This window comes from Legionella rowbothamii (genome assembly GCF_900639985.1).
GTDB lineage: Bacteria > Pseudomonadota > Gammaproteobacteria > Legionellales > Legionellaceae > Legionella > Legionella rowbothamii.
The window spans coordinates 1-26,700 of sequence record NZ_CAAAIM010000017.1 but is presented as its reverse complement, the minus strand read 5'-3'; the positions used below and the strand labels follow the sequence as shown (position 1 = coordinate 26,700).

Genomic DNA, 26,700 nt, shown 5'->3' with positions numbered 1-26,700 from the left:
CCGTACTTAGAAGTCGATGTTAGCCTAGTGTGGATGTAATTGCTGTGGGCAGCCGAAATGTGTCGATCTTTCACTTTCGGGATGATAGGAAGCGGTGCAGCAGGTGTCGGCATTATAGGCTTGGGACTGAAAATCACTGCTTTTTTATAAGGGCGGAATGATGTCTTTATGATTTCCAATAGGATTCCGATTGATTGCCGGTTGAGTTCCAATTGATAACCTATATTACATTTGCACCGTACTTAGAAGTCGATGTTAGCCTAGTGTGGATGTAATTGCTGTGGGCAGCCGAAATGTGTCGATCTTTCACTTTCGGGATGATAGGAAGCGATGCAGCAGGTGTCGGCATTATAGGCTTGGGATTGAAAATCACTGCTTTTTTATAATGGCAGAATGATGTCTTTATGATTGCCAATCGCAATCCAATTGATTGCTGTTCGGTTACCGATTGATTGCCGTTTGAGTTCCAATTGATGACCTATATTACATTTGCAGTGTACTTAGAAGTCGATGTTAGCCTTAAGCGTGGTTGTAATTGTTGGGTGCAGCTAAGATTTGTGGATCTTTTCATTTCGGGATGAAAGGAAGCGGTGCAGTAGGTGTGGGCATTATAGGCTTGGGACTGTCACCGCTTTTTTATAATGGCTGAATGATGCCTTTATGATTACCATTTAAGTTCCAGTTGATGGCCTATATTTCATTTTCTTGGCCAATAAGCATAATCCTAATTGATTGCCACATGAAATTATATAACCCAATGGCATGTTCATAGATCAAAGCGATGCTGCTTTAAAGCGTATAGAAACCCAAATAATGGAAAACGGTGGCTTGATTGAAGTATTAACTCAAAGTATCTATCAACAAAAAAGTAAAGAACAGATTTCCATAATGAGAGTACAAATCAATACATTAAGAGCGGAACTCGATGTTTTATATGATGAGCAATGGGTTATTGAAAAAGAGCTGGAAAACGAAGAAAACACAATGAAATGGTGTGTATGATCGTAACTTAATCACTTTGTTTAAAATGTTCTATAATTTCCTAAGAAGGATCTTATGGAACGAATAAATGGCAGTCTCTAAAGAACAAACGGAACAAAACAACGAGCCCTCTCTGCCGTTTACGTAATATTTGAAACATACTACTTTAAATATCAATTGAAATTGTTTCGGTATTTTTTGAAAATTTAATACCTTAAAGTATTCGCAATGGTTGGGTACAAATAGATTACTTGGCAGTTGCCATAAATCGTCGCTGAATTCACTGAGTATTTTATAAGACCCATCATTTGATTGGATGGAGCTGATAATGATTTTTGTGTTTTTTGAAGACAATATTTTGTTTATGTTATCTAATTTTTGAGTGTAGTGGTTTAAAAAATCGGTTTCTGAAAGCATCATTCTTCTATTTCCAGTTGCAATTGGTCATTGGTACGCCAAAAGAGGTGGGGAGCTACATAGGCATTTTTTCTTTCTTGCTCTACTTTTTGGTGATTGAAGTGAGGAGTAATTTGGGTATCGATAATGCGAATAATATGAGCGTAATATCGATTCCAACTTTTTGCGCCAATCACGTTTCGTTCTTTGATGAGCAGCCAGTAAAAACTAAAGAGTCGATATAAGTCATCTTCAGTTACCACAAAGCTTGAGCAGCGAAAACAGGCCATAAAATTGATACATGGATTCCCATTTTTGGGCGCATAATCGCCGTAGGTAGTATTTTTGCATCGGGCAATTGGCGTATTCTCTGTATCTTGTTTCTCATCATGATTTTTTTTAAGTAGCTCCTGGTTTCGTAGTTCCCCCATGAGTCGCCAGTTGTTTTGCGCCTCAGGAGGGGCTTCTAAATAATAATCATTAGATACTTTGACACTATGTCCTGCTAATGAAGCAGTCACGAAAGGGTCTTGTCCTGAGAGTTCCCACATGCGATTTTCGAATGTTTTACGAAGACGCATTACATTGAGTACAAGTGGCTTCTTATCTGGATTAGTTAATTGGTTCTGAGTGACAAATAATTTAATGCACTTATGTAATGTGTTATTCGTTAAAAGAGTAACAGCCCCTTTATTTGCTCCGGTACATTGATAAATAAACAACTGGTTAGGAAAGTGACTTTGCTTGCGAATAGTATGATTGCGTTGTTTTATCATGTGAATAACGTTATCTACATCCATCCTAATGGTTTTGCAGAGACTCAACTTTTCTGAATATCTTATCGCTTGAATATGAGTATTTTTCCCCCGTCGTTTATGGCTGACTAATAATCTACGATCTTTTTTAACGGGTGGGGTTCAATACACTCTGTGCTTAGCTCTAAGATCGGGGTTGGATTTAAACCAGTACGAAGAGCAATGGATAAAACACAGATTGATAAGTCATAGCTCGATAATAAGTCATCGCATGCTCTTATACGTTTTATTTCATTGGACAAGGCACGGGTTATATTTTTAATTTCTAATTTACAAAGAGGCTTTTGTCCTTTTGTAGTTCGCTTACTGTGTGGGTATGGATTTTTAGGAAAAATATTGTTCGTTAATAAGCCTTTGTTTACGAGATGCATTAATAAGGATTTCGTAAAGTTATATATATTTCTTTGTGTCACTTTTGCAGTTCTTTTTTCTGCTAGAAAGCTGATAAATTGTGTAATTAGTTCTTTATTAATGCCCCTAACATAAAGCTCCTCTCCAGAACTACTTGCGATAAAATGACAAAAATGGATAAATTCTTTGAAACCTCTGCAATAGCATACAATGGAGTAGACCGTCAGTGTTTGCTCGTTGCTTTGAATGGCCTGTTGTAATAATTCTTCGATCGCTTTTTTACATTCGAGTACTATAGAATCACACTGATTTCCATAATAAGGAGAAAAATCAAATGTTCTTAAACTCCCTGGGTTTTTGGGAAAATGTATTTTGGTTTGATGGGAAGAGTATTGGGGTGCAATATCCTTTTTATTTTCTTGTAGTTTAAGAGAGATAAAATAATTCTCTTTCATTTTAAAATTCTTTTTAGTCATAAATTATCTTTCACAAAATGAATCAATTTCTTTTTGGTAGCTTGTGATCAAATTTTCTTCGATCTCAGAGAGATAGTGCAGATATTTTTCGGTAGTCAAAATGCTGCTATGGCCTAAGCGGTCTCTGACATAGAGCACGGGATCTATTTGCGTTTTACGTTGGCGCATTTCATAAAGTGTATGCGTGGCATAGGTATGTCTTAGCATGTGCGGGGTGACGTTAAATGATAAACCTAAATTATTCCAAAGATTGTTGAGGCTTTTCCCTCCCTTACTCCATGGCGTGCCATTTTTATTTAAGAAAAGCGTATGCTGTTTTTCTCCACCTATTTTTTCCAATTGATAGCGCTCATGTATTACATAGTCCCAAAGTGCAGCCATTAAAGCCCTCGGTATATCAATACCCCGAGGTCTACCTCCTTTGGTTTTCATATCTGCAGGATTAAGGTTGATGCGGATGATGCTTTTATAAATACCTCTGTTTTGAGGATTGAAAATATAAGCCACCGGAAATGTTGCTAGCTCTTCTTTACGTAAACCACTGGATAGAGCGAGACGTGCCATAAGCTTTTGAGTAGGATTTTTTATTGCGGCTAAAAACTCTTTGGCTTGTTGTTGGCTCAGTAATTTAATGCAGGAGTGTTTTGTCTTTAGTAATACATCGGGTACTAGTTTTGAAGAACCAGAGACGTCAATATGAGCTAAAAATCTTTTTGATTTCTGTGTTCTGACCTCTTCTAAATTATAGGGTAAGGATTTAACCCAATTCATTTCTAAAGCAAATTGATAAAATTTAATGATAATGCGAAGGCGGTAATTTACTGTATTAGGACTTAAGTTCATTTCTGAAAGTGACCAATCTCGGTATGCTGCAAGAATGCTGTAATGAGATGCCTTATTATCAACACGCCAATCAAATAAATTGGCTTCCAGAAAACTAAAGTAATCGTAGAGCGATTGCCCGTAGGCTTCCCAGCTTTTTATACTTTGGACTCTTCCTCGTTTAATGCAAAGGTGTATAAGAAATAATAAAACTTCCTCAATAATATTCATTTCCGAATCAAGCAGAATGGGAAATTTTTCATAACTTAAGCCATAAATTTTAAAATCAGATGTCGAAAAGACTAAACGCATGTATATGAGCCCTATAAAGGTTTATTGGATGTGAATTTGTAACACTTTTATAGCACCATAACACATGATGCCAGCCGAACAATTTGGTAAGCACTTTAAATGTTGGCGTGAAGCACTCTGTGAAAAAAATGGAAGGCCTTATAAGGGTCGAGCCTGCTGCGAAAAGAGTGGTCCTTTATTTCGGAAGATAGAAGCCGAACTTTATAATCTCTGGCCATCCGTAGGTCTTGTGAACCAGGCACGTTCCAATTACCGTTTTTCAGTACTGGAGAATAAGTCACAATTTTTTGGATGTGACATCACAATTGATAAAAGGACACATCGAGTAGAGCCACCTGATTACGCTAAAAGAATTATTGCCCGCGCTAATTTATTTATTGCTGAGCATTATGGAATTCCTTTAAGTGATTCACAAAGCAAATTATTTCAAGCCTGGAATACTCAATTTCCTCCTTCAACATGGGAGCTGGAATGGTCAAAAAAAGTTGCCGATATAGAAGGGTACGATAATTCCTATATCAATAAAGGGTAATTCAGACAGATTGTTGATTGGCTCAGTTTGAACAGGGGTGTGTATTTTTAATCTTCAAAGCACGGGATTTTCTTTGAAGCCTATCTAGCCTGAGTAAAGCAAAAAAACAAATGGCCGATAATAAAACCATGAGTCTGGTAATAAATCAATTATCGAATACATGGAAGGATTGCCATGAAATTAAGCAAGGACAAAGAAATCAATAATACGACACTTTTGGGTATTCTAATTGGTGTAGGAGTCATTTCAGCAGTTATGGGTTTTGATAGTTCTGTTATTATCCTTCTCTTAATTGGTACTTTTTTTATCGTATATCTGTTTTATCCGCGCTCTGGAAACAAAAGCAAGCCATTAAAAAAAGATGTTCAATTAGAGCAGATCACTCTTGCTTCACCCAATGAGCCAATCTTATCTCAGGCACAGCGTGAGCAAATAAATAAGAGATGGGTTGTATTTGGGGAGAAATCCGCATTTTGCCCTTCCTGCCATGCATCATTGCCAAAATTTCCTGTAAGAAAATCTAAATGTAAAGCGTGCAATCAAAACATTAACCGAGGCCAGAATCCATTAACTAAAGAGTACGTGCTTTTTAGTGATAAGCAAGATCCGCTTTTTATTGAGTTATTATGGATGTCTAATGGAGCCTGGAAAAACTGGTTTGATACTTTTAATGAAATTGAAACCATTCGAAACGACCTTGCCGTGGTATACAAGAGCAGTGATCCCTTTAAAATCCCTTTTAATGATGTTATATGGGCTAAAATACAAAGAAATTTTGTCTTATTGATGTCAAAAGGGCAGTGGTATCCCTATTTAAGAGAGCTTGAAAAAGGCATTCGCTTTTTAGATGAAGAACAACGGAATCAAGCATCACTCCCTTTAATTTATCAGTATATTTATCTGGCGTGTAATGTTGCCAGTCTTACTGGCACGGAATATGAAGAATACTCAATTATGCCGCCCAGTATCGGGCAAATTTATTTAATCGAAAACAATATCAAAGAAATAGCGAATTTTGATGAATTGTATCTTGATTTCATGAATACCAGCTCTTCTTTACCAAAACTTTTTAAGGGAACGGTTGAAGAGGCATTAGACCAATATAAAAAAGAAAGAAATGAATATTACCAGGCTCTTGCAAAAACAACTAGCAGCAAGTAAAGGATCTGAAAGGTTATATTTTTCGGGATATAGATAAGCCGATGTTCTATGTAATTAATCCCACAGAGAAATGCCTAATTGATTAATATATCAATATTTAATGTTGTTCATTTATCTGGATTAAAAATTAATGAAATGAAAAGAGGTAGTTTAGGAAGTTCTGTCTATAATTAAAATATAGGATTTATAATGAGGTTAAAATATGAGTGGAATAGCTGGCCAAAAGAAATATGAAGGCCGAATTCTCATAGACAATAAGGTTATTTCAACAATAAATGGAAACAGTATTGATGAGTTACAAGTAATTCTTACATCAAGATGTGAATTAGAAAAATCTGGCGCTGTTGGCGAAATTATTGAGCTTTGCACAGGAACCATAGTTTATCAGTGTCGTAAGCAGTCTGAGTAAAAGATTAAATGTCTTTATACCTAATCTCCAGGTATGAATGATTAAAGATGTACTCTTCACCAACTCAATTGAGTCATAGCTGTAAAACATTTAAGGATACCACTCATAAAAGCATCATAAAGCTTTAGGCAATTAAGGATACAATACCTGCCTTGATTGTGAGTTTATTTGAGAGAGGGGCAAACATCATTTATTTTTTTTCTTGACAGAATATTTGAATTTTACAATAGCAAGATTAACTTCTATGCTTGCTTCAGTTTCAGATGTGTCGAGGTCATCAGGAACCACTAGATCTGAAATTAAATCACCGGTTTTTTGCATGAGCTCTTGGTACTTTGGTGAGTTTTGTGGGGTTTGTGGTATTGCCTTAATAGTGCATGATATTTCTCTTACTTTGGTAAAAGTTTCAATAATGGCTAAAGTGGTCTCCGTTGCCTTTGGGCTTTTTAGTATTGTCGCCAACATATAAAGACCTTTCTCAGTGAAAGCCTTAGGGTTTACTGTTGAATGCTTTAGTCCATTGAACCGGTGGAAATTTTCCACCAGTTCATTTTTTTCACGTTTATTTAATTGAATAATATAATTCTCAGGAAACTTATCTGGGTTATTTTTGACTGCTTTATTAATATCCCTTGTTTCAACTCCGTATAGAGTGGCGATGTCAGAATCGAGAATAACATGAGTGTTTCTGATATTTATTATTTGTTCTTCAACGTCTAACTGACTGATGTTCATTATTAAATCCAGTGTTATAGCCTGATGCGCTATTATAAGGTGAGCTGAGTTTTTATCCCAGAATAATTTAAGAGGACAGAGGGTTATTTATAGTGTCTGGCAGATATGATGAAGTTTGAGGTAGATTTAACGTCCCATATCTATCTCAAACAGAGTAATACAGAAAAATGTGCATTGAGGACGGCTTAAATTTCATCTTAAAAAGAGACAGATAAATTTCTATAGAAGTTTTTTTGCTTTAGATACTAATTTTTGGTTTCTTAATAAGGAGATCATTAGTTAAATTGAGCTGATCCCTATAGGTAAATTTCTTATAGGTTGACCAAAGATTTAAATAAACAAGCAACTTTCATTTGGACTTCTACATTTACAATAGAGGTAGAAAGATTTTGTAATGCATATTAATCAAAGGTTTATTTCTTTTAGCTAATTCTTTGTTATAGGCTATTGATTGTTTTAAAAAATTATTTTCATTGGATCTCGATAATCTATCATTGGGCTCATCACTTTCGAAAATGGTAAATATATTACTTCCTGTTCATCCAATATAGATTTAACAAGAGCATTACAGGATTCAAGCGTATCATTGATTAATGATTGCTCCTCTTTATGAGTTTGGCTAATTGCTTCCATATATTTTCTAACATGAAATTTCATATTATATTTTTCTTTTTGATGTCAGCAAAGGTAAGTGGTTGTTCCAGTAAGCAAATGTTCATTAAATAAATTTGCGCGGCAGAGAGATAAATGGCTGCTCGCATAGTCTGTTTTATGGATTCAATGGCGTCCTCTATCTTATCTCCTTAAGTCTTAAATAAATCATCCATTGCTTCAATCATCAAATTCGTTACATCAATTGCATTCGAGGCGTGCGCAATGGTATTGCAGGTGATGATTTGCTTGACTCCTGATTTTTGTAAGTCCTCATAGGCCTTTCCTGCAAAGAGGGCATGTACTCCAATACAAATAGGAGGATTCATGTGGAGTGATTTTAAATGGGTAACTGTTTTAATCATGGTAGCTGCTGTTGAAATAATATCATCGACTAAAATTGGTGTATGGTTTTGATATAAGTCAATTTGCGGAATGGTTATTTCGACGAAATTATCGCCCTTTCTTTGTTTTTCCAGAATTAAAAAGGGTGCATTAATCCTTTGAGCAATGCTTGATACCCATTGCGAGCTTTCTGCATCGGGTCCAATAAGCAATGCATCAGGTACATTAGCTTTAATCCAGGCGGCAATGGGCTTAGTTGCATGTAGTGCAATTGCCGGAATGGAATAAATGTCATTTAAATCGTGCCAACGATGAAGATGTGGGTCAATGGTCATCAACCCATCAAAATAGTTTGAAATTAGTTTAGCAAAATAGTGAGAAGTAATACTGTCTCCAGGTTGAAACCGTTTATCCTGGCGCATGTAAACAAGATAGGGTGCGATGAGACCTATTTTTTTTGCTCCTAATTCTCTGGCCGTTTCAGCAGCAAAGAGAAGAGGCAGTATTTTGCCATTGGGATTGATTAAATCAGCAATCATGATGACGTCTTTGTCGTTCACTAACGATTTGATGTTCACAACGGTTTCATTGTCGGGAAACTGATGCAGTGTGAGACTGCCCATTTCATAACCCAATTGTTGCTGCATCGCCTTGGCAAAATGGTCGCTGCCAAACAGAGAAAAGAGGATTGGGGTTTGCTTCATGTAAATTCCTCAATATGGATAACAGGATGCCCTTGTCGATGAAACGTCAAGGCATAATCAAGCTCACCTTGAGTTTCTGCATGAACAATCAGTAAGGGTTGACCTTTTTCTACCATAGTATTTAACGGCGTTAAGAGTTCAACTCCCGCAACTTTTGATTTGGGCGCCCCTGCGAGTTTTGCTAGACGGGCTATCAAACGATTATCAATATTTGTGATCATACCTGCTTGATTAGATACAATGGTTTGGGTGTACGGTGCAGAAGGAATATCAAAAAATCCACCTTGTGCTTGGCAAATTGCTTCGAATTTTGTTAATGCTTTTCCACTATTTAACAGTGATTCTGCCAGTTGTTTACCAGAACCCGGGGTAACTTTGGATGAAAATTCGAGTAGATGGCCAGCCAAAGTTAAGGCACGATCCCGCAAATCTTGAGGTGCTGATGGGTGACAAGAAAGCACAGAAAATACATCTCTCGCTTCAAGAGCAGGGCCGATACCACGACCAACAGGTTGAACTCCATCTGTAAATACACTATTGAGTTGGATAGAGAATTTTTTTGCAATTCGTTCTAAGGTATTTTTTAAAGTTGTTGCTTGTTCCATCGTCCTTACTTTTGCCGTAGGACCAATGGGGATGTCAATGACAATGTGGGTCGAACCTGCGGCGATTTTTTTAGAGAGAATGGAAGCCACCATCTGTCCTTCGCTGTCTAAATCTATGGAGCGTTCAATGCGAATAAGTAAATCATCCGCAGGGCTTAAGGCAACTGCACCACCCCAAGCGATACACCCATGTTCTTGCTCCACTACTTTTTGCAAGGTTTTGATGTCTAAATTAACTGGAGCAAAAACCTCCATGGTGTCAGCTGTTCCTGCAGGCGAGGTTATGGCTCTGGATGAGGTTTTAGGCATCATGAGTCCAAAGGCTGCTACAATAGGAACCACAATTAAAGTAGTTCGATTGCCGGGTAAGCCACCAACACAGTGCTTATCCACAATAAAGGGAGAGGGCCAGTGCAACTGTTTTCCTGTTTGAACCATAGCCTTCGTTAAATCAAGAATTTCATTGGTGTTAAATCGACTCCCTGCACCTCCTGCAAGAAACATGGCTATTTGAACATCGGAGAGTTGCCCTGACACGACATCAGCCACAATGTGGTTAATTTCTTTCGTTTTTAATTCATGACCATAAAGTTTGGAACGGATAGAGCTTAATGAGTCAAGTGGCTTTGGGTGTTCAATAGAAATCTTATCGCCCACCTTTGCGACAAGCAAATCCCAAGCATAGCTCGAGAGGCTTGCCTCGCCGGGTTTGAGTAAATTCGATGTTATGTTAGTTGTATTGATGGTGGCAATGATGGTTCGGTTATTGAGTGTGATTTGCACGCGAGCCTCGGCTACAAATCCCTCTGATCGACAGATGTGACAGTCTTCACGCATGTAAATAATCGCTGTTTTTGACGTGTTAATCCCTATTTGAGTTAGCGTTAAATCCGCATGAATGGTGTTCACGTGAGCTCTTCCGTTTGTTGGTAGTGAGGAACAATGCAAGTCCAGCCAAATTGCTGTTCTATTTTCGTCTTTAATGAAGATGCGGCATTTGGTTCGCCATGAGTAATAAAGACTTTTTTAGGCGGTTTACGAAAATGGCTTAACCAATGCAGTAGTTCTTCATAATCTGCATGAGCTGAGAGATTACTTAAGGATTCAACCTGAGCTTTAACAGGAACCATCTGTCCGTGTATTTTAATTTCCGTCTCTCCTTGAATCATACGTGCACCACGCGTTCCACCTGCTTGGTACCCGGCAAAAAGGATGGTGTTCTCATGGTGAGGGGCATAGGCTTTTAAATGAAATAAAATACGTCCTCCTGTTGCCATGCCGCTGGCAGAAATGATGATTTTGGGAAAATGATTGCTATCGAGTTGTTTGGACTCCTCAGGAGTTCTGATGTAGGTTGCAGTGTCACACAGGTTTTTGCATTCCTGTTCCGACAAGCGGTGGTCTTCTTTATGGTGACACAAAATGTGGGTCGCATTGATGGCCATGGGGCTATCGAGATAAACCGGAATATCCGGGATGGATTTTTGCTGTTTTAATAAAGCGATGTAATGGAGCAAGCTCTGTGCACGTGCTACGGCAAAGGCTGGAATAATGATGGAGCCACCTCGTTGCACGGTTTTGTTAATAATGTTTTTTAAGAGTTCTGTAGGAGAGGTCTTGTCGTGGAGGCGATTTCCATAGGTTGATTCAATCACCAAATAATCAATCTCTTCAATGAGGCTTGGCGCTTGCATGACAAAATCATGGGGTCTCCCCATGTCGCCAGTAAATAAAAGGGACGTATTATGGTCCTTCATGCGAACAAAGGATGAGCCTATAATATGACCCGCAGGGATAAATTGAACATTGATCTCTTTAATAGGTTCAAAAACGGCATCGTAATCTTTGGGGTGAAATTGTTTTAACGCCAACTGTGCATCGTCTATTGTATAAAGGGGTTGGGCGGGATGGTGTTTGGTATAACCGTACTTATTTGCATTTTTGGCCTCTTCCTCTTGCAGATGACCACTGTCTGGTAAAAGAATAGCACATAAATCCTTAGTGCCTGGTGTGCAGTAAATAGGACCAGTGAAGCCATTTTTTACTAATAAGGGTAAATAGCCGGTATGATCAATGTGCGCATGAGTAAGAAGTACTGCATCAATGGATGCGGGGTTAATCGGTAGTGGTGCCCAATTACGAAGGCGAAGCTCCTTATATCCTTGAAATAATCCACAATCCACCAAGATTTTTTTATGGTTTGCTTCAACCAGGTACTTAGAGCCTGTTACAGTCTCTGTTGCGCCTAAGAACGTTAATTTCATCATGATGTATCTCTGTTTTTCTATTCAGTATAGTGCAAGTTATGAGTTCATGCTGGATAAACTATTATCGAAACAAGGGGTTATTCATTATACCCATAAGGGTATGGCTTGACAGAGCATAGGTGAGGCGATACATAATGGGACTATTTAGAATTCTTAATAGTGCATCCATTCGCTCAATCGTTCATGCGATTAATGCTTGGATACTCCCTTGAATGTTATGGTGGAAATTATTAAAGGATATTAAGCTATGTCAGACCACTCGTCACATACAAAAGAGCTTTCTCGCATCAATCGTGCTGTTGGCCAGCTTCAAGGTATTAAGCGCATGATTGAACAAGAACAGTATTGTGTTGATATTCTGTCTCAGTTGCGTGCTGTTCACAACGCCATAAAATCCATAGAGCTTAGTGTGCTTGAAACCCATATTATTGGGTGCATTGCCGATGCTTCTTGCTGTCAGGATGAATCACTCAGGGTGGAACGCATCCATGAGATTATGGAACTACTTAAAAAATACGAATAGGTGAACTATGCCACACGAACAGGATAATGCAAAACCCACTGAAGGCGCAAAGAAGCATACGTGTTGTCATTCCAAGCAAGACACGCATCAAGGAAAGCCTGCTGCTTCCAAAGAAGGTGAAGCGATGATGTACACATGCCCCATGCACCCAGAAATTCGCCAATCTCATCCAGGTAATTGCCCGATTTGTGGCATGACCCTAGAGCCAGTTACTGCGACAATCATGGAGGAAGTAAGTCCTGAATATCGGGATATGCGCCGTCGCTTTTGGGTTTCTCTCATTCTGACCTTGCCAGTTCTGGTTCTTGAAATGAGCGGGCATGGTAAAACGCACCTCATTTCTGCAACTCAGTCCGTCTGGATACAGATGATATTGGCAACACCTGTTGTGCTGTGGGGTGGTTGGCCTTTCTTTGTCCGTGCTGTCCTTTCACTAAACACACGTCTGAACATGTTTACCTTGATTGCCATGGGTATCGGTGTGGCTTGGGCTTACAGCTTAGTGGCTGCCTTATTCCCACAATTATTCCCGGCGGCTTTTCGGAAAGAGGGCGTGGTAGCCATTTATTTTGAAGCAGCAGCGGTGATTACCACTTTGGTTTTGTTAGGCCAAGTGCTGGAACTCAAAGCGCGTGAACAGACGGGAAGCGCGATTCGTGCCTTACTGAAATTAGCCCCTGAGAGTGCGCGTCGCTTGAAAGAAGACGGTAGTGAGGAAGAAATATCACTTGAGGCAGTCCATGAGGGGGATTTGCTGCGCGTACGGCCTGGTGAGAAAATACCTGTTGATGGCGAAGTACACGAAGGTCATAGTCATGTAGATGAATCGATGGTTACTGGTGAACCTATGCCTGTAGCCAAGGAAGTGGGTAGCAAAGTCATTGGTGCGACTATAAATCAGACCGGTAGTTTTGTCATGAAAGCCTTGCATATTGGCAGTGACACGATGCTGGCACGCATTGTACAGATGGTGAGTGAGGCACAACGAAGTCGTGCCCCAATCCAGCGTTTGGCAGATACCGTGTCTTCCTGGTTTGTGCCTATTGTTATTTTGATTGCTGTGGCGTCCTTTAGTATATGGGTACTCTATGGTCCGCAACCCGCATTCAGCTACGGTCTCATTGCGGCAGTTTCGGTGCTCATTATTGCTTGTCCTTGTGCCTTGGGCCTTGCCACACCGATGTCGATTATGGTCGGAGTTGGACTTGGTGCGAGAAATGGAGTACTGATAAAAAATGCAGAAGCGCTGGAGCACATGGAGAAAGTGAATACTTTAGTGGTTGATAAAACGGGTACATTAACTGAAGGACATCCAAAGCTGACACAAATTATCACAGCCGATGAGTTTGAAGAAGATGATGTGTTGGCTTGGGCTGCGGCACTAGAAAACAACAGTGAGCATCCGCTGGCCAATGCCATTGTGGCGGTAGCAAAAGAGAAAAAGCTGACCTTATCTCATGTTTCAGAGTTTAATGCGCCGACGGGCAAAGGGGTGATCGGAATAATCGAGGGGCGTTCCATTGGCATCGGTAATGCCAAGTTGATGCAAGAGCTTGGTGTTCACAGTAATCTGTTAGTGGCAAAAGCCGATAAACTACGGGCCGAAGGGGCTACTGTGATGTTCATGGCAGTGGACGGTAAAGCGGCTGCAATTTTGGCTGTCGAAGATCCGATTAAAGCCACAACACCCGATGCCATTCGCGAACTTCAGGAGGATGGAATTGAAATTTTTATGCTAACTGGGGACAGTAAAAAAACAGGTGAAGCGGTTGCCGCTAAATTGGGCATAAAACAAGTGATGGCTGAAGTCATGCCTGAAGATAAAAGTCGTATTGTGGGTGAATTGAAGGCTGAAGGTCGTATTGTTGCTATGGCAGGAGACGGGGTCAATGATGCGCCAGCACTTGCCAAAGCTGACATTGGTATTGCCATGGGAACAGGTACGGATGTGGCCATTGAAAGTGCTGGGATTACCTTATTGCGTGGTGATTTAAATGGCATTTTAAAGGCTCGGCGTTTATCGGAGGCGACCATGCGCAATATCCGCCAAAATCTGTTTTTTGCGTTTATTTATAATGCACTGGGTGTGCCCATTGCAGCAGGGGTCTTGTATCCGATGACCGGGATGCTTTTAAGCCCAATTATCGCTGCTGCTGCCATGTCATTGAGTTCGGTATCCGTCATTGGGAACGCGCTTCGCCTACGGTGGTTACACGTATGAAGAACTCTTGGGTTTATCCATTAACAATGGCCTGTTACGTACTCATAAAAAGAATTTTTTTTGGGCAGCCATCAAGGCTTAATAGAACTCATTCACTGACCTTAATCTTCCTTTTGGGGTTATGGCCAGTCGTTGTATGTTCCCAAGCCGCTTTAAGTCTTAATGAACTGACACAACGTGCCATAGAGCAGAACAAAGACTTAAGAGCAGCTCGTTACACGGTTGCTATTGCAACCGCTCGTTTAGTACAAGCAGGGCTTTGGCCTAATCCAAGTCTCAATCTTTCAAACAATGACGATCGCTTATTTAATGATGAAGGAGAATATTCACGAAGTGCTGGTTTTAGCCAAGCATTCCCTATTTCTGGACGTATTGCAAAACAAAAGACAGTTGCTCGCTTAGATGTGTTGAAAGCCATTGCAGAAATCAGGGAAGCAGAACGTCAACTCAGTAGCAAAGTAGCGAACGCGTTTTATGCGGCAGTGATTACTGAGCGTCGCTTGCACCAATTGAATTATTTATTACAAATTAACCACGAACTGGTCGATGTCATCCATAATCGTTATCATGCGGCGGAAATTTCAAAACTCGATGACAATTCAGCGCGTATTGAGTATCTGCGTATTGTGCAAGAAAAGCACCTGTTGCATAGTCTTCGCATCAGCCAATACGCGACGCTTAATCAATTGATGGGGCGGGCCGCCAATTCTCCCTTATCTCTTAAGTCGGATATCATCACAGGGAACAAGCTTCCTGAATTAGCTCGCTTAAAAGCGCTAGCACTTAAAAATCGTCCAGATCGCCAAGCCATCGTGTTGTCGATTCATCGCGCCAATGCCGATCGCCGCCTTGCAAAAGCCGAGCGTTTTGCTGATTGGACTGTAGGGTTTGGGGTACAGCAAGATAAAATTGTTGTGGAAGATGGACCACGCCAACCAGCCGATCGCACCTTAGGTATTACTCTTTCTGTTCCCCTTCCTCTTTTAAATCGTAATCAAGGGCGAATTTTAGAAGCAAGTCACACTGGAACTCAAGCAATAATGGCGTTGCATGCCTTGGATTTAAGTATTGCGACGGAGGTGACCAGTAACTATGAGCAACTCAACGCTTTGCGAATGAGTCTTAGGCAAACGCAACAAGTTTCACTGAAGTTAGGGGTTGATAACGTAAAACTGGCCCGTGAGTCTTATGAAAATGGGCAGATTTCGCTTTTGAATGTGCTGCAAGTGCAAAAACAGCAAAATGATTTGCAAATGACTTATCTCAATACTTTAGAAAAGTATTTACAAGTGTATGTGGCTTTATGTACGGCTATTGGTCCTGGTACAACGCAAGGACTGTGCCCTTATTTAGTGTATCAAAGGAATGGGGATGACAAATGAGAGTGCGACAGCGAATTAGAATGGTGGTATTAATGAGTATTGTTTTTGGTCTAGTCTTTCCTATTCAAGTGAGTTTTGCTCATGGGGAAGAAATTGAAGTGAGTGAGGGAGGTGCCAAAGGCCCAGTTCATTTAACACTGGAACAAACTAAAATGCTTGGCATTAAGGTAGAGGAAGCAACCAACCGTCCTATGGCGCAAATGCTTGGTTTGAATGGTCAAGTTCAATTGTTACCTAATGCACAAGCGGATGTCAGTATTCGAATTAGTGGTAGTGTGACAGCCATTGATGTGAATTTAGGGGACAGTGTCAAGCCAGGACAACGCATCGCTACGGTGCAATCAAGGCTAGTGGGTAATCCTCCACCAAGTGTAGCGGTCACAGCGCCAATTGCAGGCATTATTGATGCCCGTAATATCAACTTGGGTCAAGCCGTTGAACCCAATACCGTTCTCTTCCACATCAGCAATCGCGATAAATTGCTAGTCATTGCTCAGGTTTATGAAGAAGATTTGGGTACGGTGAACGTAGGACAAAAGGTTACTATTCATGCTTTAAGCTATCCAAAACGAACATTTCCAGGTCGAGTCACTTTAATTGAACCCAATCTTGACCCGTTAACCCGCACTGTAAATGTGCGAATTACTCTGGATAATGAAGAAGGACTTCTTAAACCGGGCATGTTTGTGCGTGCCAATGTCATTTTAAGCTATAATGAAGCAGCGCTTGCACTACCCAATGCAGCCCTGTTGCAGGCGGATAATCAGGAATTTGTTTTTGTGCAAAATGGGGATGCTTATGATCGCGTCGTTGTTAAAATAGGGGCGGTAGACGATGACTATTCAGAAATTACAGACGGTCTAGTCCCAGGTGATCTCGTTGTGACTCAAGGACATCGTGAGCTTTATACGTTGTGGTTGAGTGGTGGCAGCAAGCCTCAAAAAGGCAACGAGGAGCATCATTAAATGTTTACGCACTTAATTGCCTGGTCTTTGCATAATCGCCTCTTGATTTTAGCCTTAACCCTTATTCTTTGCTTGCTGGGTGGTTATACTTTAAAACAAATGCCCGTGGATGTGTTTCCTGAATTTGCCCCGCCTCAAGTGGTCGTGCAAACTCAAGCGCCCGGCATGGCAACCCAAGATGTGGAAACCTTAATTACCTATCCTTTGGAAAGTGCGATTAACGGCACGCCAGGGGTGGTTAGTGTACGTTCTAAAACGTCTGTGGGTCTTTCCACCATCACGGTCGTATTTGATGACCAAACCGACATTTACCGTAATCGTCAATTAGTCAATGAACGCATTCAGCAAGTCAGCAACCGTTTGCCACCTGGTGTTGATTCACCCATCATGTTACCGGTAACGTCCGCTGTGGGATGGCTGGTTAAATACGCGCTAGTGAGCGATACGGCAAGCCCTGAAACCTTGCGTACTATCTCGGATTGGACCATTCGTCCACGGATTCTGGCTCTAGGTGGCGTGGCCTCTGTAGTATCCCTTGGTGGTGAGGTCAAACAATACCAGGTACGCCTTATTCCAGAGCGTATGTTAGCGTATCGAATCACAGTTGAAGAAGTGCGGCAAGCACTGACTTCCGCCAATCAAAACGTACCCGGTGCTTTTCTGCATCAAGCAGGAACTGAATTGGTGGTGAGCACCATTGGACGTATTAAGACGCTTGAGGACATCAAAAAAACACTGATTGTGGTTCGTAATGGAGTGCCTATTACCATTAATAATGTGGCACATGTTGCTTTTGGCGGTGAAATTAAACGCGGTGATGGGAGCTATAATGCACAAAATGCAGTGATTGGAACCATTTCTAAAGCGTATGGTGCTGATACGGTCACTACCACAGCGAAAGTAGAAAAGGCGCTTGCGGATATAAAAGGGGCACTGCCTGCTGATGTGACCTTAATGTCCGAGGTATTTCGTCAGGCCAATTTTATTGAATCCGCCATTCACAATTTAACCCGAGCCTTGCTTGAAGGGGCGGTGATTGTCATTGCGATCCTTTTTGTCTTTTTGATGAATTGGCGTGCTTCTTTTATTACCTTTTTGTCTATGCCGGTTTCGTTTGTTATCGGTCTTTTAGTCCTGCATTATTTTGGTATTGGCATTAATTCCATGACGTTAGGCGGTATGGCGATTGCCATTGGAGAAGTAGTTGATGACGGCATCATTACGGTTGAAAACGTCGTGCATCGCTTACGGATTAATCGTCAGGAAGCTAATCCCTTACCCACTATTGAAGTGGTTTTTGATGCAGTACTTGAAATTCGAAGCTCAGTAGTTTATGCCACGATCATCATCAGTCTAGTCTTTTTACCCATCTTCTTTTTGTCAGGGATTGCCGAGCGCATTTTTAGCCCTTTGGCCATCGCTTATATTGCCTCTGTATTAGGTTCTCTGGTGGTCTCAATCACCATGGTACCCGCTTTGTGTTACCTGTTACTGGTACATCGCCAAGAAAAACAACACGATGCCGAAGTGAGCCTGCATGCTTTATCGCAAAAGGAACGCCATTATGCGGTAGAAAAGGAAAGTAACCATGAGGACGAGTCCGAAACCCGCTTTGTCTTGTGGCTTAAACACCATTTTTTAACCGCACTCCAATGGTCTGTAGCACACTGTAAAACGGTGCTTGCCCTGGCTCTATCAGCTTTTATTTTTGCCTTGGCATTAATTCCCTTTTTCGGCACTTCTTTTTTACCGGAGTTTCATGAGGGAAACTTTATTGTCGTTATGAGTACGTTGCCGGGAACCTCGCTGGATGAATCCATGCGTTTAGGCCAACAGGTACAAAAAGCGTTACTTCGCTACCCGCAAGTGATTTCTATTGCGCAGAGGGCAGGACGCAGTGAGCTGGATGAAGATGCTTTACCACCTAACATCAGTGAGTTCGATGTGTGTCTTAATTTTGATAAAGACCCATCCATGCCGCCTGATGAATTGTTGCGCCGCATCCGTGCGGATTTAGCTAATATTCCAGGCACGGTATTTAACGTCGGTCAATTTATTGCCCATCGTATGGATGAAGTGCTTTCTGGTGTACGCGCTCAGGTGGCTGTTAAGATTTTTGGTGATAATTTGGCCACACTCAATGAGCTAGGGCAGTCGATGGAGGCCCTGTTAAAATCAGTGCCAGGGGTGGTGGATGTGAATAAAGAGCAACAGATTAAAGTGCCACAGCTGGTTATTGAACTGGATCGCGAAAAAGCAGCACGCTATGGGGTTAACGTCGGGCAGATTTCTGAAGACGTGCAGGTGCTATTGAATGGGATTAGTGTTTCCAGCGTTTTAGAGGGGCAACGAACGTTTGATTTGTATCTTCGTATGGATAAACCAGGACGTAATAGCGTCAAAGCAATTCAAAACATGCTCATTGATGCTCATAGTGTGGGTGAACACAGCACGACGCAAATTCCCTTGCGAGCTGTTGCCGAGATTGCTTTGGAACCGCAACCTTTTGCGATTAATCGAGAGAATGTGCAGCGATTGCTGGTGATTTCCTTTAATGTGCAGGGTCGTGATTTAGGCAGTGTGATTACTGAGGTGCAACAAGAAGTACAGGAAAAAATCAAACTTCCTACCGGTTATTTTATTCAATACGGCGGCCAATTTGAAAGCCAGCAACAAGCCTCCAGAGTAATTTTGGTTTTTGGTGGGTTGGTGATTTTTGTCATGTTGATTTTGCTGCATAAAGCTTTTGGTACCTTTAGAGAAGCGTTATTGGTGATGTTTAATTTGCCTTTGGCACTCATTGGCGGGGTCATTTCACTGTTTTTGGTTAGTGGCGAGATGAGTGTGGCGGCTATGATTGGCTTTATTACCTTGTTTGGTATTGCTGCAAGAAACGGAATTATTTTGGTGAGTCATTACAATCAATTACGATTGCAGGGCAAAACTCGAGAACAAGTGGTCATTGATGGTACTATGGACAGATTAGTACCCGTATTAATGACTGCCGCAACGGCTGCACTGGGGTTATTTCCTCTATTATGGGGCTCACCGGCGGGTAAGGAGTTGGAGCGTCCTTTGGCGCAAGTGCTTTTAGGTGGATTATTGACATCAACGGTCTTAAATATGTTTGTGGTACCTACCGTATATAACGCCATTGAAGTGTGGCGTGAAAAGCGGATGTAATTCAATGAAACAACTCAAGGAGAAAAAACATGATGCAGTGTACTTTGAAACAAAAAAAACAGTTCTGGTTTGGATTTATAACCAGTATTTTTCTGGTTTGTGGGTACTCCCAGGCATTTGCTAACCCGACTGAAGAACCAACAAAAACCATGCCCACAACCATTCCAGCCATTTGGGAGGCTGTAGATATACATGCTGCGTCCATCGAGAAGGCGATAACCGACAATCAGTTGACCTCCATACACGAACATGCGTTTGCCATTCGTGATTTAGTCAACGCGTTACCGCCTTTAAGCACTGATTTATCGGATGAGCAGAAAAAAACACTGCAAAATAATTTAAGCTATGTTGACCAATTGGCCACTCGTCTTGACAAAACAGGAGATAGTAAGGATAAAGAGGGCACACAAACCAATTGGCAAAAATTACAAAAAATATTAGCGCAGATACGCGCGTTGTATACCCCAACCTCTAATTAATCCAGGAAGCTGTTATGATGTATTCTGTTGTTCGCGGTTTATTGTTCACCGTTTTAGTTTTAAATAACCTAATTGCAGGCGCGAATGCGCCTGTGTCGCAACCTGCGAAACCCACCGTTCTCCTTATCAAAAAATACACGACTACAATCAATGGCAAATCAAGCGAACTGTTTAAAATAGAACAGCCCGATGGAACCTGGGGGTTTCATGGGGTCAAGGGACAGATGTTTGACGCTATTGTAAAAAATCAGACGGATAAACCTACAGCAGTTCACTGGCATGGTTTGGTTGTCCCTAATGATCAAGACGGTGTGCCTTACATCACTCAGGCTCCTATACCTCCAGGAGGAGAATACCACTACCATTTCCCCCTAAAACAATCGGGCACTTATTGGATGCATTCGCATCATGACTTGCAAGTCCAACAGTTCTTGTCGGCTCCACTCATTATATCCGATCCTGATGAAGTCAAAAGCACTAAGGAGGTGATTTTATTGCTTGGTGATTTTAGTTTTAAAAAACCGGAACTGATTTTTGCTGAATTAAAACACGGCCAAATGGCGCACATGCACCATGGCGGTGGAATGGCTTCCGTGGATGGCAAGCATGCAACTCCTGATTTAAATGATGTGGCCTATGATGCCTTTCTTACTAATTATCGCACCCTTAAAAATCCTGAAATCGTCTCTGTTCGTCCTGGCGATACCGTACGCTTGCGCTTTATAGCAGGCTCTGCAATGACCAATTTCTTTATCAACATCGGACAATTACAGGGTGAGGCCATTGCCATTGATGGCCAGTCGATCAAGCCTGTGAAATCCAATCAGTTTCAATTACCAGTAGGACAACGTCTTGATGTACTGGTTAAAATTCCTGCTGGTGAGAAGGCTTATCCTATCCTTGCACAAGGTGAGGGTACGTCCATGCAAACGGGCCTTATTCTTGCCACACCAAAAGCAACCATTCCATCGATGAAAGAACAAGCAGATTCCACAGTTGGTGCGCTTAATTACGATCAAGAACTTAAACTCAAGGCAGTACATCCTTTAAAACCAAAAAGTCCTGGGCAAACACTGTTGGTCAATTTGGAGGGAGATATGATGAGTTATTCATGGACCATCAATAAACAGGTGTGGCCTCATATAAAACCCCTACAGGTTATTGCTAATAAACGTGTAGAGATGGTGTTTCACAATCAGACCACTATGGCTCATCCCATGCATTTACATGGTCATGTATTTGAAGTGACTGAAATTGATGGTAAAGCCATTAAAGACGGAGCCATGCACGATACCGTATTGGTTTTGCCTAATTCAACGGTGAAAGTACAATTTGATACGGATAATCCGGGCAATTGGATGATGCATTGTCATATGCTGTATCATCAAGAGGGTGGGATGATGACCTTGGTTAATTACAAAGGAGTAGCTATGCCGCCTTTAACCATGACGCATGAAATGCATTCCTGATTGATTATGTGTCTTTAAACATCCAGGGAGTTTTATAGAGAATGATGACATTGAGTCATTTTTAATTAAAAGAATAACAAGGAGCATTAAATGGGAAAAAAGAAAAGTCATTATCTATTAATTACGCTCTTAGTTGGGCTTTCAAGTTGTAGCAAAAATGTAGAGCTTACTTCAGAAGGTGCTCAAATCAAAGTAGTCAAATCAGGTCAAATTAGCCGAAGTTGTCAGTATTTAGACACGATTTCTGCTTACGATGTGAACGGAGTCTCACAGTCGTATCAATCCCATGAGCATTTGTATCAAGATGAACTCAATATTTTAAAAAATAAAGCGGCTCTTTTAGAAGCAAATACCCTCATGATTACCCAGCATCAGTCAACATTTACAGGTAATCCAAAAAATGACCTGGTTGATCAACATGGGTTAGAAGGCAAGGCCTATCGCTGTAAATAGTATTATTTTTGAATGTGATTGAGCTCTCTTTGGAGGGCTTATTACTAATAAATAAGAAATTGTATTGATAAAAAAGTCGAGCTACCGAATCAGGGAATACTCATTTCCTTTTCACTTGATAAGACCTGACTGTACATACATACTGAGCCATTGATTTTCCTTTGTTTGGCAGCATAACTAGCGCGGTCAGCTTCCTTGATAACGGCATTAAATGTATCGAAGATTTTTGTAAAAATATCCTCGGTGGTCCACAATAGAAAGTACTAAATCATTTAATGTAGTGGTGAAGCATGGATAAGCAAGATATCGACTTACCTTATCAAATTGGGCATGATTTTTTTTCGTATCAACTGGATTGTTGGCAACGTTCTATTTTGTTTTTGGATACCTTGCGTGAGCGTGCTAATAACATGATGGAGCATGAACAACAAGGGTTGCCACCATTACTTAATTTTAAATATGAATTAGTCCTGGATGGGAGAACGTTAGAGCCCAAAGCGAATTATGCCTTAGTTAAAATTCTTGAAGTAGGCGATATTTGCTTTAATAAATGCTTTGATCCCACTACCTCTCCTGTGATTGTCGTTGATCCCAGGGCAGGTCATGGACCAGGTATCGGTGGGTTTAAACGGGATTCTGAAGTGGGCATTGCACTACATAGTGGCCATGCCGTGTATTTTGTCATTTTTTATCCCGATCCCATTCCTCACCAAACATTAGCCGATGTCTTGGCAACCATGCGACATTTTGTTGAAAAAGTTCAAGCATGGCATGCAGGCAAATCGCCTATTCTTTATGGTAATTGCCAGGCGGGTTGGATGCTTGCCTTATTGGCTTCTGATTGTGTGGGATCCGTTGGCTTGAATGTCATGAATGGCTCACCGGTTTCTTATTGGTCAAACAGTGAAGAAGAAGCCAATCCCATGCAATTATTGGGTGGACTCTTGGGTGGTGTATGGAGTGCTCGTTTTCTATCTGATTTAAAGGAGGGCACATTTGATGGAGCCTGGTTGGTCTCTAATTTTGAGTTGCTCAATCCAACCACAGCGATTTGGGATAAGTATTATGGTTTATTTGATGAAATCGATGTGAAGAGTGAGCGATTTTTAGAGTTTGAACGATGGTGGAATGGTTTTTACCAATTTAGCGAGGAAGAGATTACAGCAACAGTGAACACTCTTTTTATTGGTAATCAATTGGAACGCGGTGAAATGTTGATTCATCAAGGATGTACTTATGATTTAAAACGCATTCAAAATCCAATCGTTGTCTTTGCTTCCCAAGGCGATCAAATTACCCCACCTAGACAGGCCTTGCATTGGATAAGGACTATTTATCCTACTACTCAGGCTTTGAAAAAGGCAAAACAGCGGATTGTCTATCTTCTTCATCCCTCCATAGGGCATTTAGGGATCTTTGTCTCAGCCAACGTTGTTCGTTTGCACCATCGCGCTATTTTAGAACATACTGCCGCTATTGAGAAATTAAAGCCAGGACTCTATGAAATGGTGATCATTAATCCAACTGGTGATCCTGATTGCAGCAAAGAGCAATACCAGGTGCGTTTTGAAGAGCGCGAGCTCACTGAACTTTGCACAAGTAGTTCCACAGAGCCTTTTGAAAAAGTCCGTCAAACATCAGAAGCCAATGATTCGATTTACCAAAAAACAACGCAACCTTTAGTGCGAAGCCTAAGCAATCCTTTCTTATCCTGGTGGCTTGAGAAAACCCATCCCATGCGCCTAAGTCGCTATGTTTTTTCTGAAAAAGTAAATCCACTCATGAAAGCAATCGAACTATTAGGCCCACCCATTCAAGCCAATCGCCGCATGGCCACAGAGAACAATAGTTTTAAAAAAATAGAGCATGACTTTGCGCAGATGATGAGATATTCATTGGAATTCGTTCGAATAATGCGTAATGATGTCATGACGAATTGGTTTGACGCGCTCTATAAGGACCCCGATTAATATTTAGGGTGTTAATTCATGGAGCGTATGGCATAAAACTCCTCATCAAGGTCCTTCTCATGCTCTAAGTCACTGAGTTCATGACGCTCTTTCTCATCAAGGAGGGGAACAGTTTTGCTTGTTTTTTCTGTGTATTCCGTCGTAACAAAACAATCTTTCGTGTTCATACATTCCTTATTAATGAATGTGCATTAAATCATTCAAGATTATTTTTTCTTGTCCTTGCCAACGACGAGAAACAACCCGCTTTGTTGTTGCTATTTCCATAGCCGACATTTAGCATAACGGATTACTATATCAATTGACAAAAGTAAGGAATAAAAGAGCCATCCATAGCATGCCCATAGCATGCCCATAGCATGGCTGTTTTTTATAGGAAATCAAGGATGAGGGGGATGCTGGTTCCCCAAACTGGAATAAGGAACACATCAACCATGATAGAAATTATCCCCAATTGGCACCCCATTTTTGTTCATTTTACCGTGGCTTTATTCACTGTTTCAGTGATTCTTTATACCGTCATCTTTTGGGCCTCCTACAGCCGATGGAACACGAGCTTGTTTGTTGTCGAATGTGACATAGTGGCTCGTTGGTGTTTATGGCTGGCCGCATTGAGCACAATTACCACTGTGTCAGCTGGGTTTTATGCCTTTTATACGGTGGAACATGGTGCTATGGCGCATGCCGCAAAAGTGATTCACCGCAACTGGGCTCTCGCTACCGCGAGTGCCATTTTACTTATGGCTTTCTGGGCGGTTTGGCGTTATATTAAATCCCAAAAACCGACTGTGACCTTCTTAATGGCGTTGTTCCTTGTCCAAGTGCTGTTGCTCACGACGGCTTGGTATGGAGGGGAATTAGTCTATCGCTATGGGTACGGTGTTCTTTTGCCTGCAAAAGCAGAAAAAGCGGTATCGCCACATTAATACGATTTTTATAGAGGGATGGAAACATGTTACAAAAGGACTTGCGTTGTTCAATAAGGAACTATTTCTTTATTTTTTCCTTTTTATTGTTCAGTTCTTCTGCTTTGTTTGCCCAGCATGAGCAACATAGTGCTTCAACGCAAAAGCAGACTTCTCCCAAGACAACAAAGCTTCAGCCTAAACCTGCGAAAAACAAAACGGAACAACCTATTGCTAAAAAGCAACCTGTTAAAACGGTGACGCCTCTCACCATGACAGGCGGAGCAAAGCATACGGTTAATTTGGTGGTTGCTTATAAAACGGTGAATTTTGCAGGAAAAACCAGGCGTGCCATTGCCGTCAATGGGCAAATTCCGGCACCGACCTTGCATTTTAAAGAGGGGGATGATGTCACCATCAATGTATACAACCATTTGGATGAGGGAACGTCCATTCATTGGCATGGTCTTTTAGTCCCTTGGCAAATGGATGGGGTAGATGAGGTGAGTCAAAAACCAATTCCTCCGGGAGGCGTGTTTCATTATCGCTTTAAGCTTTATCAACGGGGAACCTATTGGTATCACGCCCACGCCAAGGTTCAAGAACAAGAAGGTTTGTATGGTACTTTTATTATTGACCCACCATATCCTCCTAGCTATCACTACACCAAAGATTATGTGGTGGTGTTATCCGATTGGAGCAATACTCCTGCTGAACAAGTGCTTGCGAATTTAAAAAAAGACGGCGATTATTACGGTCCTCGATTTCCCCTCCAACCCTCACTCATGAAATTTCTTCATGATTATCGTAAAGCCCCTCCCGAAGAGCGTAAAAAATTAATCGCCGATTATAAAATGATGCAACAAACGCGCATGAGTATCTATGATTTAAGTGACGTGGCTTATGATGCGTATTTATTAAATGGTCACTCTAAATCTCATCCTTGGAATGCTCCTGTGAAGGTAGGGGATACCGTGCGGCTACGCTTCATTGGCGCGGGAGCAAGCACCATCTATCGTGTCAAAATTCCTGATGCCAAAGTGGACATGGTGCACATCCAGGGAAATGATGTGACACCTTACCCCATTGAGGATTTTTGGATCGCACCGGGTGAAACCTATGATATCTTGGTGAGCATTCAAAAAGACAAGCCTTACATTATTTATGCCGAGTCGATTGATACCCTGGGCAAAGCTTATGGATCCTTAGTGACTTCCCCTAATCAAGTCGTCAATTATCAGCAAGTCATGCCCTTTCCTGAGCCGCTTCCAGTCACGAGAGACATGATGGAAAACATGATGAAGTCAGGCATGAATCAAGGTGTCATGAATACAAAAGCATCAACGATGATGAATAATGTCAGATCCTCCCAGGCAATGAAACAAATGAGGATAACCTCACAAATCCAGAATGGGAATTTACCAAGTTCTTCTCATCAAAAACAACCGATACATTCTAAATTAAACACTGTTACGTCAAAAATGAAGCAGGACATAAACCTGGATCAAGGGACGAAGATGGATCCCAACATGAAGATGGATCAAGGGACGAAGATGGATCCCAACATGAAGATGGATCAAGGGACGAA

At 41.2% G+C, this 26,700-nt stretch carries 24 protein-coding genes and 1 pseudogene; 15 read left to right on the top strand and 10 right to left on the bottom strand.

The genetic code is table 11. The features are described 5' to 3' along the window. The first annotated feature begins 762 nt into the window (after positions 1–762). Entirely contained in the window at positions 763–1,002 is a 240-nt protein-coding gene (locus E1P08_RS16485; protein WP_133138056.1) for a hypothetical protein, read from the top strand. Positions 1,003–1,397: 395 nt separating this feature from the next. Here E1P08_RS16485 and E1P08_RS16480 read toward each other — a convergent pair whose 3' ends face one another. The 3 genes from E1P08_RS16480 to E1P08_RS16470 all read right to left on the bottom strand — a co-directional run bounded on the left by E1P08_RS16480 (position 1,398) and on the right by E1P08_RS16470 (position 4,153). Beyond that, entirely contained in the window at positions 1,398–2,153 is a 756-nt protein-coding gene (locus E1P08_RS16480) for a hypothetical protein (RefSeq protein WP_133138055.1), read from the bottom strand. A gap of 107 nt (positions 2,154–2,260) precedes the next feature. Then, entirely contained in the window at positions 2,261–3,019 is a 759-nt protein-coding gene (locus E1P08_RS16475; RefSeq protein WP_133138054.1) for a phage integrase SAM-like domain-containing protein, read from the bottom strand. 3 nt (positions 3,020–3,022) lie between these two features. After that, positions 3,023–4,153, bottom strand: a complete 1,131-nt coding sequence (locus E1P08_RS16470) for a tyrosine-type recombinase/integrase (protein WP_133138053.1) — start codon at positions 4,151–4,153, stop codon at positions 3,023–3,025. A 64-nt stretch (positions 4,154–4,217) separates the two neighbouring features. Between E1P08_RS16470 and E1P08_RS16465 the strand changes: the two genes are divergently transcribed. The 3 genes from E1P08_RS16465 (at position 4,218) to E1P08_RS16455 (ending at position 6,255) form a co-directional block, all read left to right on the top strand. Beyond that, a complete protein-coding gene (locus tag E1P08_RS16465) occupies positions 4,218–4,685 on the top strand; it encodes an endonuclease (protein WP_133138052.1) in 468 nt (155 codons plus the stop codon). Between the two features lie 174 nt (positions 4,686–4,859). Beyond that, positions 4,860–5,846 carry a hypothetical protein gene (locus E1P08_RS16460; protein ID WP_133138051.1) on the top strand — a complete coding sequence of 329 codons (987 nt, stop codon included), beginning with the start codon at positions 4,860–4,862 and terminating at the stop codon, positions 5,844–5,846. A 202-nt stretch (positions 5,847–6,048) separates the two neighbouring features. Continuing rightward, on the top strand, positions 6,049–6,255 hold the full coding sequence (locus E1P08_RS16455) for a hypothetical protein (protein ID WP_133138050.1): 207 nt from the start codon (positions 6,049–6,051) through the stop codon (positions 6,253–6,255). Between the two features lie 186 nt (positions 6,256–6,441). On the opposite strand, the gene E1P08_RS16450 is transcribed toward E1P08_RS16455, so the two are convergent. The 5 genes from E1P08_RS16450 to E1P08_RS16430 all read right to left on the bottom strand — a co-directional run bounded on the left by E1P08_RS16450 (position 6,442) and on the right by E1P08_RS16430 (position 11,559). After that, positions 6,442–6,990 (bottom strand): ORF6N domain-containing protein, encoded by a 549-nt coding sequence (locus E1P08_RS16450; RefSeq protein WP_133138049.1) that lies wholly within the window; start codon positions 6,988–6,990, stop codon positions 6,442–6,444. Positions 6,991–7,643: 653 nt separating this feature from the next. Continuing rightward, complete coding sequence (locus E1P08_RS17855) at positions 7,644–7,772, bottom strand: hypothetical protein (protein WP_423202254.1); 129 nt, start codon at positions 7,770–7,772, stop codon at positions 7,644–7,646. A 21-nt stretch (positions 7,773–7,793) separates the two neighbouring features. Next, positions 7,794–8,690, bottom strand: a complete 897-nt coding sequence (locus E1P08_RS16440; RefSeq protein ID WP_133138047.1) for a ribose-phosphate pyrophosphokinase — start codon at positions 8,688–8,690, stop codon at positions 7,794–7,796. Beyond that, positions 8,687–10,204 (bottom strand): thymidine phosphorylase family protein, encoded by a 1,518-nt coding sequence (locus E1P08_RS16435; RefSeq protein ID WP_133138046.1) that lies wholly within the window; start codon positions 10,202–10,204, stop codon positions 8,687–8,689. The genes E1P08_RS16440 and E1P08_RS16435 overlap by 4 nt, the downstream gene beginning before the upstream one ends. After that, complete coding sequence (locus tag E1P08_RS16430; protein WP_133138058.1) at positions 10,201–11,559, bottom strand: MBL fold metallo-hydrolase RNA specificity domain-containing protein; 1,359 nt, start codon at positions 11,557–11,559, stop codon at positions 10,201–10,203. The genes E1P08_RS16435 and E1P08_RS16430 overlap by 4 nt, the downstream gene beginning before the upstream one ends. 250 nt (positions 11,560–11,809) lie before the next feature. Here E1P08_RS16430 and E1P08_RS16425 point away from each other — a divergent pair, with 250 nt between their 5' ends. From E1P08_RS16425 to E1P08_RS16390, 8 genes are all read left to right on the top strand, one after another. Then, positions 11,810–12,085 (top strand): metal-sensitive transcriptional regulator, encoded by a 276-nt coding sequence (locus tag E1P08_RS16425; protein WP_133138045.1) that lies wholly within the window; start codon positions 11,810–11,812, stop codon positions 12,083–12,085. Between the two features lie 7 nt (positions 12,086–12,092). Beyond that, complete coding sequence (gene copA, locus E1P08_RS16420) at positions 12,093–14,306, top strand: copper-transporting P-type ATPase (RefSeq protein WP_028383987.1); 2,214 nt, start codon at positions 12,093–12,095, stop codon at positions 14,304–14,306. After that, positions 14,303–15,688, top strand: a complete 1,386-nt coding sequence (locus E1P08_RS16415) for a TolC family protein (protein WP_242602505.1) — start codon at positions 14,303–14,305, stop codon at positions 15,686–15,688. Before copA ends, E1P08_RS16415 begins: the two co-directional genes overlap by 4 nt. Further along, a complete protein-coding gene (locus E1P08_RS16410; protein ID WP_133138044.1) occupies positions 15,685–16,653 on the top strand; it encodes an efflux RND transporter periplasmic adaptor subunit in 969 nt (322 codons plus the stop codon). The genes E1P08_RS16415 and E1P08_RS16410 overlap by 4 nt, the downstream gene beginning before the upstream one ends. Beyond that, positions 16,654–19,836, top strand: coding sequence for an efflux RND transporter permease subunit (locus E1P08_RS16405; RefSeq protein WP_133138043.1), 3,183 nt, complete (start codon positions 16,654–16,656; stop codon positions 19,834–19,836). It abuts the gene before it with no gap. 29 nt (positions 19,837–19,865) lie between these two features. Beyond that, positions 19,866–20,315 carry a hypothetical protein gene (locus tag E1P08_RS16400; protein ID WP_058479414.1) on the top strand — a complete coding sequence of 150 codons (450 nt, stop codon included), beginning with the start codon at positions 19,866–19,868 and terminating at the stop codon, positions 20,313–20,315. Between the two features lie 14 nt (positions 20,316–20,329). Next, positions 20,330–21,784: a multicopper oxidase family protein gene (locus tag E1P08_RS16395; protein ID WP_231950997.1), complete on the top strand. Its 1,455-nt coding sequence runs from the start codon at positions 20,330–20,332 to the stop codon at positions 21,782–21,784. 90 nt (positions 21,785–21,874) lie between these two features. Then, on the top strand, positions 21,875–22,237 hold the full coding sequence (locus E1P08_RS16390) for a DUF4156 domain-containing protein (protein ID WP_058479413.1): 363 nt from the start codon (positions 21,875–21,877) through the stop codon (positions 22,235–22,237). 89 nt (positions 22,238–22,326) lie between these two features. On the opposite strand, the pseudogene E1P08_RS17560 reads toward E1P08_RS16390, so the two are convergent. Further along, positions 22,327–22,446 (bottom strand): annotated as a pseudogene (locus tag E1P08_RS17560) (GGDEF domain-containing protein); the annotation flags it as partial. 81 nt (positions 22,447–22,527) lie between these two features. Between E1P08_RS17560 and E1P08_RS16380 the strand changes: the two are divergent. After that, positions 22,528–24,207 (top strand): DUF3141 domain-containing protein, encoded by a 1,680-nt coding sequence (locus E1P08_RS16380; RefSeq protein WP_133138042.1) that lies wholly within the window; start codon positions 22,528–22,530, stop codon positions 24,205–24,207. Between the two features lie 11 nt (positions 24,208–24,218). Here the strand turns inward: E1P08_RS16380 and E1P08_RS17285 are convergent, their stop codons facing one another. Beyond that, positions 24,219–24,374 (bottom strand): hypothetical protein, encoded by a 156-nt coding sequence (locus E1P08_RS17285; protein ID WP_095197460.1) that lies wholly within the window; start codon positions 24,372–24,374, stop codon positions 24,219–24,221. Positions 24,375–24,602: 228 nt separating this feature from the next. Between E1P08_RS17285 and E1P08_RS16375 the strand changes: the two genes are divergently transcribed. Next, entirely contained in the window at positions 24,603–25,133 is a 531-nt protein-coding gene (locus tag E1P08_RS16375) for a DUF2231 domain-containing protein (protein WP_028383996.1), read from the top strand. Between the two features lie 26 nt (positions 25,134–25,159). Next, positions 25,160–26,700: multicopper oxidase domain-containing protein (locus E1P08_RS16370; RefSeq protein ID WP_157066259.1), on the top strand; the 1,541-nt coding region annotated here is incomplete at its 3' end.

Bases quoted from the DNA above. Each gene is read 5' to 3' on its own strand.
- E1P08_RS16375 (WP_028383996.1), top strand. From the start codon at position 24,603: ATGCTGGTTCCCCAAACTGGAATAAGGAACACATCAACCATGATAGAA.
- E1P08_RS16425 (WP_133138045.1), top strand. From the start codon at position 11,810: ATGTCAGACCACTCGTCACATACAAAAGAGCTTTCTCGCATCAATCGT.
- E1P08_RS16415 (WP_242602505.1), top strand. From the start codon at position 14,303: ATGAAGAACTCTTGGGTTTATCCATTAACAATGGCCTGTTACGTACTC.
- E1P08_RS16440 (WP_133138047.1), bottom strand. From the start codon at position 8,690: ATGAAGCAAACCCCAATCCTCTTTTCTCTGTTTGGCAGCGACCATTTT.
- E1P08_RS16475 (WP_133138054.1), bottom strand. From the start codon at position 3,019: ATGACTAAAAAGAATTTTAAAATGAAAGAGAATTATTTTATCTCTCTT.
- E1P08_RS16410 (WP_133138044.1), top strand. From the start codon at position 15,685: ATGAGAGTGCGACAGCGAATTAGAATGGTGGTATTAATGAGTATTGTT.
- E1P08_RS16395 (WP_231950997.1), top strand. From the start codon at position 20,330: ATGATGTATTCTGTTGTTCGCGGTTTATTGTTCACCGTTTTAGTTTTA.
- copA (WP_028383987.1), top strand. From the start codon at position 12,093: ATGCCACACGAACAGGATAATGCAAAACCCACTGAAGGCGCAAAGAAG.
- E1P08_RS16460 (WP_133138051.1), top strand. From the start codon at position 4,860: ATGAAATTAAGCAAGGACAAAGAAATCAATAATACGACACTTTTGGGT.
- E1P08_RS16380 (WP_133138042.1), top strand. From the start codon at position 22,528: ATGGATAAGCAAGATATCGACTTACCTTATCAAATTGGGCATGATTTT.
- E1P08_RS16485 (WP_133138056.1), top strand. From the start codon at position 763: ATGTTCATAGATCAAAGCGATGCTGCTTTAAAGCGTATAGAAACCCAA.
- E1P08_RS16430 (WP_133138058.1), bottom strand. From the start codon at position 11,559: ATGAAATTAACGTTCTTAGGCGCAACAGAGACTGTAACAGGCTCTAAG.
- E1P08_RS16480 (WP_133138055.1), bottom strand. From the start codon at position 2,153: ATGATAAAACAACGCAATCATACTATTCGCAAGCAAAGTCACTTTCCT.
- E1P08_RS16400 (WP_058479414.1), top strand. From the start codon at position 19,866: ATGATGCAGTGTACTTTGAAACAAAAAAAACAGTTCTGGTTTGGATTT.
- E1P08_RS16390 (WP_058479413.1), top strand. From the start codon at position 21,875: ATGGGAAAAAAGAAAAGTCATTATCTATTAATTACGCTCTTAGTTGGG.
- E1P08_RS16455 (WP_133138050.1), top strand. From the start codon at position 6,049: ATGAGTGGAATAGCTGGCCAAAAGAAATATGAAGGCCGAATTCTCATA.
- E1P08_RS16450 (WP_133138049.1), bottom strand. From the start codon at position 6,990: ATGAACATCAGTCAGTTAGACGTTGAAGAACAAATAATAAATATCAGA.
- E1P08_RS17285 (WP_095197460.1), bottom strand. From the start codon at position 24,374: ATGAACACGAAAGATTGTTTTGTTACGACGGAATACACAGAAAAAACA.
- E1P08_RS16465 (WP_133138052.1), top strand. From the start codon at position 4,218: ATGATGCCAGCCGAACAATTTGGTAAGCACTTTAAATGTTGGCGTGAA.
- E1P08_RS16470 (WP_133138053.1), bottom strand. From the start codon at position 4,153: ATGCGTTTAGTCTTTTCGACATCTGATTTTAAAATTTATGGCTTAAGT.
- E1P08_RS16405 (WP_133138043.1), top strand. From the start codon at position 16,654: ATGTTTACGCACTTAATTGCCTGGTCTTTGCATAATCGCCTCTTGATT.